Source organism: Lentzea sp. NPDC004789 (assembly GCF_053601075.1).
The window spans coordinates 344,673-358,225 of the sequence record NZ_JBSGBE010000008.1; the positions used below are offsets into that span (position 1 = coordinate 344,673).

Annotated in this window: 2 protein-coding genes (1 of these 2 only partly in view); one reads left to right on the forward strand and one right to left on the reverse strand. The window is 73.1% G+C overall.

The features are described 5' to 3' along the window. Positions 1-12,750 carry the start of a hypothetical protein gene (locus ACWEIJ_RS21100; protein WP_449838881.1) on the reverse strand. It extends 19,704 nt beyond the left edge of the window, so 12,750 of the gene's 32,454 nt are visible here — the first part of the coding sequence; its start codon is at positions 12,748-12,750; its stop codon lies off the left edge, out of view. Positions 12,751-12,946: 196 nt separating this feature from the next. On the opposite strand from ACWEIJ_RS21100, the gene ACWEIJ_RS21105 reads away from it, so the two are divergent. Then, the coding region (locus ACWEIJ_RS21105; RefSeq protein ID WP_449838882.1) for a hypothetical protein at positions 12,947-13,553 on the forward strand (607 nt) is incomplete at its 3' end.

Sequence of the window (13,553 nt, forward strand, 5' to 3'; positions counted from 1 at the left end):
CCCGTCGACGATGAAGGTCTCCCACACGGTCCTGCGCAGCGTGTGCAGGTAGACCGGTTTGGTGGGCGCCACCACCGGCTGGTGGTAGCCGAACTCGGCCAGCGCGCGCTGGAAGTCGTCCGCGACGCCACCGGCGGCCCGCAGCGCACCGGTCGAGCAGGACAGCAGGGTCAGCGCTTCCTGCTCGCGCGCCGACATGAGGTCGCGGAACACCTGGAGGTCGTGCAGCACCTCGGCCAGCACGCCACCGGTCACGCCGACCTTGCGGCCGTCGTTGAGCTCCAGGAACGCGTGGGTGGGGAAACCGTGCAGCGTCACGTACGCCGAGCGCTCCGGCCACGGCGCGCGCTGCGACCCGTCCCTGCCCTCGTCGAGGTCCTGCTCGACCCGCTGGCCCTGATCGCCCTCCGGCAGCAGCCATGTCGTGCCGCCGTCGGGGCGACGCAGGTACGACACGTCGGCGCGCAGTTCCGCACCGATGCCGAACGTCACCGCGACCGGCCTGCCCTGCGGATCGGTGACCCCGGTGACCCGCACCTGACTCGTGCGGAACTCGGTCGGCTCCCGCCTGGTCGTGAGCGCGGGCAGGACGCGGTCCTCGACGACGTCCGGCAGCGGGAACGCCCGCCAGGACCCGCCCCGGTCCACGACGAGCTGGCCGCCGCGGCTCAGCAACGGCGTCCGCAGGTGCACGTCGGTCGTCGGAGCGACCACCAGGTGGTTCCAGCCGGCGTCCGCGAGCGCCTGCTGGAAGTCGCGCGCCGCCGGACCCGCGCCGGACCGGTCCGAGAGCAGCACCAGCGAGCCGCCCGCGTTGTCCCTGGTCAGGTCGCGGAACGGCGTCAGCTCGGCCATGACGCGCCCGAACGTCGACCCGTCCACCCGCACCGGCGCGCCGTCGGTCAGCCGAAGTTCGAAGGAGTCCTCCCCGCCCCGGACCGCGACGTACATCGCGTCCTGGCGCCACGGACCGGCCATCTCGGTGGCGCCCCTGCGGCTCGGGAACGACGACGAGCCCTCGGGGTGCATGAACGTGCGCACGTGCTCGCTCTGCGGCGCGCTGCCCCACCTGAGCGAGGCCGCCTGCTCGGCACCGCTCAGGAACGTCAGGCCGACCGGCCGGCCGTCGTGCAGCATCGGCCTGACCCGCACCTCGCCGGGCTCGAACCGGCGGACCTCACCGGCGCGGTCGACGCCCTGCGGCCGTTCGTCCGCCCACCGCACCTCGCGCGGCGAGGACGAGCCGCTCTGGTCGGCGTGGTGCGCGGTCCAGCCGTCCTCGGTCCGCTCGAACACCGTCTCCCGGAAGCCGAACTCACCGGCGAGGGTGTCGCGGAAGGCCCGGACCTGGCCCGCGTCGGCGGGCAGCGTGGACGTCACCAGCGCGAGCGGAGCCCGCTCCGCCATCGCGCCGCGGAAGGCCTCGGACTCGCCGACCACCCGCGCGAACACCGGACCGTCGACGAACACCCGATCACCACTGGGCGTGCGCACCGCGTACAGACCGTCCGCGTCCGTCTCGACCTCGACGGCGAACGCCCGCTCCGGCACAGCTCCGTCCGCGCTCCGGCCACCGGCGCCGTCGTCGTGGAACGACACGCCGACCTGCCGGTCTCCGCGCATGATCGGCGCCGACCGCACCGCGCCCAGCTCGAACGGCACCCAGCGGGCCTCGTCGCCCAGCCTGCCCAGCGGGAAGGCCCCGCCCGACGAGAACGTCTCCCACCGGCCGCCGTCGGCCACGTAGGTCGCCCAGGTGTTCCGGTGGTGCGTGTGGAGCGTGACCACGGTCGTCGGCGCCACCACCGGCTGCCGGTGCCCGAACTCCGCCAGCGCCTGCTGGAAGTCGTGCGCGGCGCCACCGGGACCCCGCACGGCGCCGGTCTCGCAGGACAGCAGGACGATCGCGTCCGGGTCACGCGCCGTCATCAGGTCCCGGAACGCCCGCAGGTCCTGCAGCACGCCGGCGAACACCTCGCCGCTCACCGTGATCGAGCGGCCGTCGGTCAGTTCCAGGCCCACGCCGTCGGCATCGCCGTGCGGCACCACGTACGCCGACCGCTCCGGCCACGGCGCGGGCTGCGAGGCGTCCCGGCCCTCCCGCAGGTCGCGCCCGACCTGGTGGCCGTGGTCCCCCTCCGGCAGCAGCAACGTCGTGCCGCGGTGCGGCAGCGACATGGTCGCCGCGTCGTCGCGCATCTCCCGCCCGACCGCGAACGTCACCGCCTGCGGCCTGCCGTCCGGGCCGTTGAGCGCGGTGGCCCGCACCTCGCCCGTGCGGAACTCCGTCGGCACGCCTCCGCTCGTGGCGGGCAGCGTCCGGTTCTCGACGACGTCCGCCAGCGGGAACGCCTGCCAGGAGCCACCGCGGTCCACGACGGTCTGACCACCGCGTCCCCACGCCGGGGTCCGCAGGTGCACGTCCGCCGTCGGCGCCACGACGAGGTGGTCCCAGCCGGCGGCCGCGAGCGCCTGCTGGAAGTCCCGTGCCGCGCCACCTCCGGCCGACCGGTCGGCAAGCAGCACCAGCGAACCGCCCTCGTTGCGGTCGGTCAGCCGGTGGAACGGCGCCAGGTCGGCCATCACCCGCCCGAACGTCGAGCCGTCCACCGACACCCGCGTGCCGTCGGTCAACCGCAGCTCGAACGAGTCCGTGCCGCCGCGCACCGCGACGTACATCGAGTCGGCCCGCCACGGTGCCGTGACTTCCTCGGCACCCCTGCGGCCCGGGAACCCGGACGAATCCTCCGGGTGCAGGAACGTCCGCAGGTGCTCGGTCTGCGGCGCGGCCGCCCACCGCAGCGCGCCGGCCTCCTCGCGGCCGCCGAGGAACGACAGACCGATCTGCTCCCCGCGGCGCTCCAGCGGGCGAACCTGGACCTCACCGGGCTCGAAGCGGCGCACCTCACCGGTGGGATCGACGCCTTGCGGCCGCCGGTCCACCCACGGCACCCGGTCCGGCGAAGGTGTGCCGCCCGACGACGTCGTGTCCGAGAGGTCCTCGAAGGAGGGCACGCCGTGGACGGTCCAGCCGTCCTCGGTGCGCAGGACGGGCATCCCGTCCTCGCCCGTGACGACGTCGGCCACACCGCGTGGCTCGTGCACCGTCTCGCGGAAGCCGAACTCGTTGACCAGGGCGTCGTGGAAGTCCCTGCCGCGCCCCGGCCCGTCCAGCGGCGTCGACGTCACCAGCGTGAGCGGGAGGTGCCCGGAGTCCATCGCGGCGCGGAAGACCTCGGACTCGCCGACCACCTTCGCGAACGCGGGACCGTCGACGAACGCCACGTCGCCGTCGACGGTGTGCAGCACGTACCTGCCGTCGGGCGCCGACTCGACGTCGACGACGAACGACCGCGACGGCACGGCACCGTCCACGTCCGTGCCGCCGGCTCCGGCCCACGCCGAACCCGGCGCGGCGGCACCCTCGTCGCGGAACGACATGCCGACCACGCTGCCGTCGCGCAGGACCGGCTCCGAGCGCACCTCGGCCGGGCGGAACGAGTCCCACGACGTGCCGTCGCGCACGACGAACTCACCCAGCGGATGTGCGGGCCCGGACGAGAAGTGCTCCCAGGTCCCGCCGTCGGTGACCCTGGTCTCCCAGCCCCAGCGGGGGTTGCCGCCGATGGCCGACGGGCGGGTGGGGGCGATCACCGGCTGCTGGTGGCCGAACTGCGCCAGCGTGCGCTGGAAGTCGTGCGCGGCACCGCCCGGACCCGGCACGCTGCCGGTCCAGCAGGACATCAGCAGGATGCCCCTGGGTTCGCGCTCGGCCATCAGCTCGCGGAACGGACGCAGGTCGTTCACCAGGCGGGCGTAGGTGTCACCGGTCGCCCAGACGTCGCGGCCGTCGGTGAGCGTGAGGGCGAACCTGTCGGGCTGGCCGTGCGCGAGGAGGTAGGCGGAGTGTTCTGGCCAGGGCGCCTGCTCGTAGTGCCCGACCGGCTCCCCGTGGGTGTCGCGGCCGTCGTTGCGCGAGTCGTAGCCCTCGCCGTGGTAGAACGTCCTGCCGAGGTAGGGGTCCCGCTCCATCCCGCGGGCGACCGTCAGCTCGGTGCCGGTGTTGAAGACCAGGCCCATCGCGGCGCCGTCCGAGCGGACCAGCGGACGCGTGCGCACCTCGGCGCTGCGGAACGTGATCGGCGTGTTGTCGTCGAGAATCCCGGACAGCGTCAGGTTCTCCACCACGTTCGGCAACGGGAAGGCACGCCACGCGCCGCCCCGGTCCAGCACCAGCTCGCCGCCGCGACCGAACCGCGCGGTGCGCAGGTGCACGTCGGCCGTCGGCGCCACCACGAGGTGGTCCATCGCGGCGCCGGCCAGGCCGCGTTCCAGGTCCCGCGCGGCACCACCCGGCACGTCCACCGCACCGGCCCGGTCCGACAGCAGCACCAGTGAACCGATCGCGTTCGTCTGCGCCAGGCGGCGGAACGAGTCGAGGCCCGTCAGCACGTCCGCGAACGTCGCCCCGTCCACCCGGACCTGCGTGCCGTCCGTCAGCCGCAGCTCGAACGACGTCTCGCTGCCTCGCACCGCGACGTACGTCGAGTCCGGGTGCCACGGCGAGTCGAACCGCTCCGCGCCGCGGCGGCTCGGGAAGGCCGAGGAGGTGTCCGGGTGCAGGTAGCTGCGCAGGTGCGAGGCCGCGGGCTTCTCGCCCCACTCCAGCGAACGGGTGGCGTCGCTGCCGGACAGGAAGGTCAGGCCGATCTCCTGGCCGCGCCGGGAGATCGGCTGAACGCTCACCTCACCCGGCTCGAACCGGCGAATCTCACCGTGCGGGTCCACCCCGGCGAGGCGCTCGTCGATCCAGGTCATCCGGTCGAGCTCGGCCACCGTGCCGCGGGCCGGCGCCGCCTCCCGGTCCGCGGCGGGCAGGACGGACTCGTCACCCTCGTCGATCGTCTCCAGCCGCGACGGCGTGCGGCTCGGCTGGGACTCGCCGCCGTGCCCCTCGGTCCGCTGCGGGTCCGACTCCACCCGCTCGTGCGGGAGGTCGGCGTCCGCCCGCGTCCCTTCGGGCCGGGTCTCCGCATCGTCGGGCGCACCGCTGTCGCGCTGCGGTTCGGTGTCCGGCTGCGCCGTGTCCCGCACGGCCTCGGTGTCGGCCGCCACGCCGCCGCGCCCCGGCTGCGGACCGGTGGCGGGCCCTGCCGACGTGCCGGGAGCGGTCTCGGTCTCGGTGCGCCCGACCGGCATCTCGTACACCGGCTCGCGGAAGCCGAACTCCCGCTCCAGCGTGTCCTGGAAGGCCCGGCGCTGGCTCGGCACCTCCGCCGCCGTCGACGGCACCAGGGCGAGCGGCACCTGCTCCCCGTCGCCCATCGCGACGCGGAACGACTCGGACTGGGCGACCACCCGCGCGAACGTCGGCCCGTCGACCGACAGCGCGGTGCCGTCGGTCGTGTGCACGGTCAGCCATCCGTCCCGTGTGGACTCGACGTCCACGGCGAACGCCCGCCCCGCCGGCGTCGACGCTCCCTCCGGCCGGAACGACACACCGGCCACGCGGCCGTCGTTGCGCACCACGGGCACGGATCGCACCTCGGCCGGTGTGAACGACATCCACTCGCCATCTGCGTTGCGCACGCCGAGCTGACGTGCGTCGCCCGAGGCGAACCTCTCCCAGGTGCCCGCGTCGGCGATCCACGGCTCCCACGTGCCGTCGCCGTGCCGCCAGGTGCCCACCTCGCGGGTCGGTGCGACCACGGGCTGGCGGTTGCCGAACTGGTCGAGCGCGCGCTGCAGGTCGTGCGCCACACCTCCTGGTCCGGGGATCAGACCGGTGTCACAGGAGATCAGCGTGAGGGCCTCGGTATTCGCTGTGCCGTCGCGGAACGCCTTCAGGTCGTGCAGCACACGGCCGAAGGTCTCTCCATCGACCTGGACGGTGCGGCCATCGGCGAGTTCGAGACGCACGGCGTCGCCTTCACCGTGCGCGATGACGTAGGAGGAGTTCGCCGGCCACGGCGCGGTTTCGGAACGGCCCCGGTTTCCCGCCTCGGCGGCGTCGAGGCCTTCCTGCGTCGGGTATCCGGCCTCGTAGCGGCGCGTGGTGCCGGTCGGCACGGACGTCACGGAGCCAGCGTCGTGGCGCAGCTCGGGGCCTACGGTGAAGGCGACGCCGACCGGTGCGCCGTCCGCGCGGTGCAGTCCGGTGGCCCGGACGTCGCCGGTGCGGAAGGTGGTCGGCACGCGGCCGTCACCGATCGTCCCGGGCAGCACGAGGTTGTCGATGACGTCCGGCGTCGGGAACGCACGCCACCGGCCGCCGCGGTCGAGCACGGTCTCGCCGCCGCGGTCCAGCAGGGCCCCGGCGCCTCCGAACAACGGGCCGCGCAGGCGCACGTCCGTCGTCGGCGCCACGACCAGGTGGTCGAGTGCCGCGGCCCGCAGCCCGCGCTCGAAGTCCCGCGCCGCACCACCCGGCGCGTCGAGGGCGCCGCTGCGACCGGACAGCAGGACCAGCGAAGCGGCCTGGTTGTGCTCCGACATCCGGCGGAACGAGTCCAGTCCGGACAGCACCTCGGCGAACGTCGCGCCGTCCACGCGCAGTGGCGTGCCGTCGCCCAGCCGCAGCTCGAAGTGGTGCTCTCCGCCGCCCACCGCGACGTACGTCGAGTCGGCCCGCCACGGCGAGACGATCCGCTCCGCGCCGCGAAGGCCGGGGAATCCCGAGGACGTCTCCGGATGCACGTAGCCGCGCAGGTGCGACTCCGCCGGCGCCTGCGCCCACTTCAGCGAACGCGCGCCGTCCCTGCCGGACTGGAAGGTCAGGCCGATCTCCTGACCGTTGCGCACCAGCGGCCGGACCCGCACCTCACTCGGTTCGAAGTGGCGGATCTCCCCGCTCGGGTCCACCCCGAACGGCCGCCGGTCCGTCCACGTCATCCGGTCGAGCTCGGCGACCGTGCCGCGTACGGGCGCCGCCTCCCGGTCCGCGGCGGGCAGGACGGACTCGTCGCCCTCGTCGATGGTGTCGAGCCTGGACGGCGACCGGTGCTGCTCCTGCTGTTCCGGGGCACCGGACGACGTCGTGTCGGCGGCTTCGTCCGCGCGGCTGGGACTCGTCTCCTCGGGTTCGCTCAGGAAGTCCGCGATCGTCCTGCGCCGCGTGACCGGCTCGTCGTCGCTCCCCCGGTGCTCCGGCGCGGCATCGGCCCGCTCGCCGGACGACGGTTCCTCGTCGATCGGCTCGTTCAGGAAGTCGATCAGCGACTTGCTGCGGCGAGTGCGCTCGGACGACGGCGCCTCGACCGGATCGGCCAGACCGAGCTGTTCGAGACCGGCGCGGTCGGTCTCGATGACGATGGGGCTGTCCGGCGCGGTGCGCACCGGCTCCGTCCAGGCCTCGGGCGCCTTCGAGCTGCGGAACGTGGGCGTGATCGTCCATTCCGGCGTGAGCCGGACCAGGTAGCGCTCGTCGCCCCTGCCTGTCGGCGCGGCGCCCTCCTCCGTCTTGGTCTCCTTCGTGGTCTTGACGGTCTGCTCGGCCGACGACTGGTAGTCGACCGCCTTCATGAAGTTCTCGATCACGTTGATGCCGGGCCGCTGCTGGGCCTTGTCGACGTGCACCGCGCTGGCGCTGGCGCCCGGCATCAGGCCGGTCTGGACGTTGGTGGCCTTGCTGACCTTGGTGGTGTCGGTGTCCGCCAACTTGGTGGTCAGCTCGGTTCGCACCGGGCCGATCAGCTCCCGCTTCACCACGTCGGCCGTGATGCTGACCTCTCGCACCGCATCCGACGTGATCTTGACGGTGTAGGGCTTGCCGGCCAGCAGGTCGCGCATGTGCGCCCGCAGCGGGAGGGACCCGGTCGCCGCCTGCAACTGGTGGATGGCGCGCGGGTGCAGCACCGGGCGTTCGCCGTCGCCGCGCGCCAGCACGTCCAGCGCCTCGTACAGCGCGGGCGAGTCGAACGGCCGGACGTGCATCGGCGTCTCGGCCTTCAGCCCGGCGGGCAGCTCCCGCGACTGCTGCCACTCCTTCAGCGACCCGGTGGCCTCCCGCTGCGCCGGCGTCTGGTGCCCACCGGCGGGAACCGTCTCGTCCTTCGGCACGACCGAGCGCACCGCGGAGGGCAGGGTGAAGTCGGTGGACCACGGCTTCTCGTACCAGGTGCCACCGGGGAAGAAGCGACGGAACTTGGTGGCCCGCGAGTAGTTGTAGACGTCCATCGTGACGTGCAGGTCGTGCAGGAACTCGACGGCGTCCAAGGACCTCTTGGCGGTCACGGTCTCGCTGTGCTCGTGCGTCACCGTGCGGGTCGTCGTGGTGTCCCCGAAGCCACCGATGCTGGTACCGAAGCCGCCGGCGGGGAGTCCCTTCTTGCCCATCCCGACCGTCGCACCGATGCCCCAGTCCATGCCCCACACCGAACTGGTGGAGGAGCCGGAGGTCCGGGACGCCGCCGTCTCGGCCTCGACCGTCTCGTCGAAGGCGACGCGGTGGAACTCACCGGGACCGAGGTTCGCGCGCAGCACCACGAGCTGCTCGACGCGGCCGAAGACGTTGATGGCGGGCAGGAAGACCGGCAGGCCGCCGTTCAGCATGCTGCGCAGCGCCGGGCCGAACTCCGCTCCGGTCAGGGTCGGCCCGAGCACGTCGTTGACGAGCCGGTCGTTGAGGGTGCCGAAGTCGCCCGCACCGCGCGTCACGAGGTCGGACCGAGGTGAGGTCAGCACCTCCTGGGCGAGCTCGACCACCGAGGCGGGAGTGCTGCGGGCGCCCTGCTCGACCGACCACTCGTCGATCCTGCTGGAGATCTGGAAGAGCAGCTCCTTGCCCGCCTCCAGGCGGTGCAGCTCCACCCGGCCGCTGCCGCGGCCCACGTTGGAGGGCGCGGTGACGTTGTCGGGCGTCGTGACGTCGGGGTCGGCGCCGTCCTGCCGCGAGCCCTGTTCGTCACGTGCCCCGATCTCGTCCGAGCCGTTGTCGTGGTCCGGGCCGTTGTCGTGGTCCGAGCGGTTGTCCGAGTCCCGTCCCGGGCTGGAGTCGGTCTCACCCTCGTTCGTACGCCGGTAGGCCTTCGCCTCCTCGGGGAGCAGGTGTTGGAGGTCCGCGTCCCGCAGCAGGCCGATCTGGTGGATCTCGCTGGCAGGAATCCACGCCGTGGCGGCGTCCGGCACGTGCACGCGCATCGCCGCCGAAGTGCTGCGGCCGTCGTGCTGACCGCCGAGGAAGTCGTGCCAGCGCTGCCGTTTGCTGGTGTGCAGGTCGTACGTCGCGTCGAACGCGACCAGGTAGGCGCGCTCGGTCCGCGTGTGGACCACGGACTCCTTGACGCCGGTGCCGTCGGTCGAGCCCTGCTTGCTCATGTAGTTCACTCCGCCGCCGCCCATCGTGGCGAGGCTGGCGAACTTGTGACCGAGCGGAGGCACGTCGACGGCGCCGACGCCGACCTCGACGCCCTTGCCCTTCTGCTTGTCGGAGTTCTGGGCGTGTTCCACCACCTCGGAGGTGGAGAACTTGTGCGTGGTGTCGACGGAGACGATGCGGGGGTTCGTCAGGTCCGCGGACAGGTCGACCCGCACGACGCGTTCCCGGTCGCCCAGCAGACCGGGCCGGTTGTAGGTGCGCAGCTCCACGGTGTCCTTGAACACCGCGGTCCGGTCGAACCGCCCTGCCCGCGCCGGGAGCTCGGCGAAGGCCTCGAGCGCCTCCCTGGCCGCGGTGCGCTCGTCCGGCCTGGTCAGGTCGGCGCCGGCCAGGTTGTTCGCCTTGTGCTGGTCGATGTTGGCCGGTCGGTTGCCGAACAGGACCCGCCTGCCCCAGCCGGCCACCCTGTTCCCCGGCTCCTCGTCGACCATGCGCGCCACCGTGGGCACGAGGTCGGGCACGGGCTTGAGCGAGTCGAGCTGGAACACCGGCGGCAGGTAGGCGGCGCGGTGCGTGCCCATCCTCGACGCCGCCCGCCAGCCCGCGGTGTTGTCGATGTTCTCCCAGCGCGGCGTCGCCTCTTCGTCGAGCTCCTCGACGATGCTGTCGCGGCGGTTCCTCGTCGCGTCGGACACGGGTGCCGGGCGCTCGGGGACGAGAACGTCGGCCTCACCGCGGAACGTGTGCAGCTTCTCGTCGTGGCCCGCCCAGCGGTCACCGAGCGAGACCTCGACCTCGATCGGGTAGCTGGTGCGGTGCAGCGGCCGTTCGCCGTCGAACCTGTGCTCGACACCGACCTCGTGCGTGAGGCTCTCGACGTTCTTGGTGCTGTACTTGCCGTAGATGTAGGCGTTGCCCGCCTTGTAGTTCTTGACCCGGCCGTCGAAGACGTAGCCCGAGGCGCCGTAGGTCGTGTCCCACGACTTGGTGAGATCGACGCTTTCCTTGCGCGACACCGAGGTGACCGCTTTCGCCACCTCACCGGGCACCACGCCGACGTACCGGCTTTCGACCGTGACGGGCCGGGTCTTCACGAACACGTCGGGCGCGTCGCCCGCCCACGAACTGACGGGCAACCGGACCGGCTCGCCCCGGCCGATCTCCCTGGCGTGGTCGTGCACGAACTGCCGCAGCCGCTGCTCGAACGCCCCCAGGTCCTTCGACCGCACGAACCCCTCGACCCACAACTTGTGCAGCGTGGGACCGACGATGCCCGCGACCGTCTCCTCCGGCAGGGCGTGGATCACGTCCAGCTGGTGCAGTGCCCGGTCCAGGTCCACGGTCTCGGGCACGGCGTGCCGGGAGGACTCAGGTTCGGTGGCGTGCCGGACCGGTTCCTCGACAGCCCCCTCCGGCTTGCTCCACACGGTGCCGTCCGCGTCGATCTTGAAGCGGCGGGCGTCCGCACCCGAGCCGACCTGGACGACGTAGGAGAACCGCACCTGCTGGGTCTCGACGGGTCCGGTGTAGGTGCTGGTGACCTCCTGCCGTCCCTTGGCGGTGGTCTTGCTCGCCGTCGTCGTGGTCGCGTACTTGTACATGAGCGGACCGGCGCCACCGCCCAGCGCGCCCGTGATGTCACCGGCCTGGACGAACAGACCGCCACCCCAGCGCAGGCTCACCGACTGCCCGGACGTCGACTCGTAGCTGGTGTCGCGCGTCCGCACGATCCTGCCGTCGACCGTCTCCTTGGGACGGACGGCCTGCGGGTCCACGACCGCGATCGACACCTCGACCCGCTCACGCCTGCCGGGCAGCTTGAACGTCTCGCGCACCGGCTCACCGGTGAGCAGCTCGGTGCCGCGGTCCGGCAGGGTGGCGAGCCAGTCGCGGAACTTGCGCGCACCGGGATGCCCGATCGGGAAGTTCTCCGCCTTCGGTCCGGCGAGCGCCCGCTCGACCTCGTTGTAGATCTTGTGCAGGCCGTTGATCTCGACCTGCGCGATGTCGCGCGGTCGCAGGTCCGGCCTGATCGGCTGGGACGGCGCCTCGGCCACCTCCCGCCGCGGCCACACCAGCGGCACGTCCACCGACACCGCGTCGGTCTTCGTCTGGCTCTTCTGCCACGGCCACTTCCGCGGCTCGCGCACCGTGAGCTTGAAGGTGACGTCGTGCACGGACCGCTCGGCGCGCAAGCCCGTCTCGGTGACCTCCGTCTTCAGACCGCGCGAGAGCTTCGCCGCCATCGACGTCGACGGCTGGTTGAACAGACCCGCGAGCCTGAGCGTCACGTTGAAGAACGGCGTCGGCACCCGGAAGTTGCGCGCGTCGGCCCCGATCGGCGACCGCTCACTGGTCACCGACTGCTCCGACGGCGTGCGCGTGCGCTTGTTCGCGAAGTCGGTCGCCTTCGGCTGAACGTCGCGCCCGGTGCTGAGCCCGACGACCTCGATCTTGACCTGCGGCGCCTGCCGCGTCTTGATCCCGAGATCCACGACGACGCCGCCGTCCGCGGCGCGGTGGAAGTGGGCCTTGAGGTTCTCGTTGGAGAAGTGCGTCTCGACGGCCTCGCGCAGCAACCGGTCGGCGCGGGTGTCCTTCAGCCCGAGCTGGTCGATGATCGCCTTGCGCACCGCCGTGCCGTCGATGTCGCCGTCGACGACGGGCCGTTCCGAACGCGCCCGCTGGACGAGGTCGGCCGGGTCCGGCGTGCCGGCGGGGTCGTCCTCGCGTACCGGGGTGATCTCGGGCTCGTGCCTGGTCGACGGCTCGTCCTGGCGCGTGGCCGTCTCGTCCGCGCGGCCGCTGCTCGGCACGGGTTCTCCGTCCGCGCTGGGCTGCTGACGGTGATCGACGGGATCCGGAGTGCGCTCGGACGACGGCGCGCCGTCGCCGTCGGACGTCGTGACGACCCGATCCCGCTGCTGCGTGCCGGGCTGGTCGGCGCTCGGCTCGGACGAGCGCGTGTCCGGCTGCTGGCCGTCGCGCACCCGCGCCGGATCCGCGGCGTTGCCGGCTCGCCCGCCATCTGCGGGGCCCGTCGACTGACGGGGGCCGGCCTGCGTCTCCGGCCGCGCACCCGTGGTGGGGGCATCCGGTCGAACACCAGCCTGGGTCTCCGGCCGCGCACCCGTGGTGGGCACCTCTGCCCGGCCACCGGGCACCTGCTGATCCGGCCGAGTCGCCCCCGGCTGCACGTCCGGCCGAGCGCCCGCGCGCTGATCAGGCCGAGCACCGACGTCCTGGCCATCCAGCTTGCCGCCGGGCACCGGACCAACGATCTGCGAGGCGTCCTCCGTGCCGGTACCGCGCCGCTCCTGTGCCGTGACCGGCTGCTCGGCCATGCGGTCCGGCGCCTGTGGGATCGTCCGCTCTTCCGCGTCCGGCGTGCGCAGCCGCTCGTCTCGCGTCGAACGGTCCGCCGCCGGGTCCACACCCTCCCGCGAGCTGAGCGGCTGGCGGTCGCCCCGATCCGACGGAACCGGCGGGTCGTCCGAGCCTCGCGGAGCAGGACCGTCGGTCGAGGTCGCCTTGACAGGCTCCGTCTCCGGAACGGACCGCGACCCATCCGGAACACGCGGCGCCACATCGTCCGCAGTCCTGCCGCCAGTCGAACCCTCGACCGGCCCCGTGGACCCGGTCGCCGACCGGTCGCCCGCCACGGAACCGCTCGGCGTGACCGTGCTCGTGGCCGGCGTTGTGCCCGTCGTCGGCGTGGTGCCCGTCGTCGGCGTGGTGCCCGTCGCCGGTCCAGTGCCCGTGGTCGGCCCGGTACCCGTCGCCGGCCCGGTACCCGTCGCCGGTCCAGTGCCCGTGGTCGGCCCGGTACCCGTCGCCGGACCGGTGCTCGTCGTCGGTCCAGTGCCCGTGGTCGGCCCGGTACCCGTCGCCGGCCCGGTGCTCGTCGTCGGCCCGGTACCCGTCGTCGGCCCGGTGCTCGTCGTCGGCCCGGTACCCGTCGTCGGCCCGGTACCCGTCGCCGGTCCAGTGCCCGTGGTCGGCCCGGTACCCGTCGTCGGCCCGGTACCCGTCGCCGGTCCAGTGCCCGTGGTCGGCCCGGTACCCGTCGCCGGTCCAGTGCCCGTGGTCGGCCCGGTACCCGTGGTCGGCGTCGTACCCGTCGTCGGCCCGGTGCTCGTAGTCGGCCCGGTACCCGTCGTCGGCCCGGTACCCGTCGCCGGTCCAGTGCCCGTGGTCGGCCCGGTACCCGTGGTCGGCCCGGTACCCGTCGCCGGTC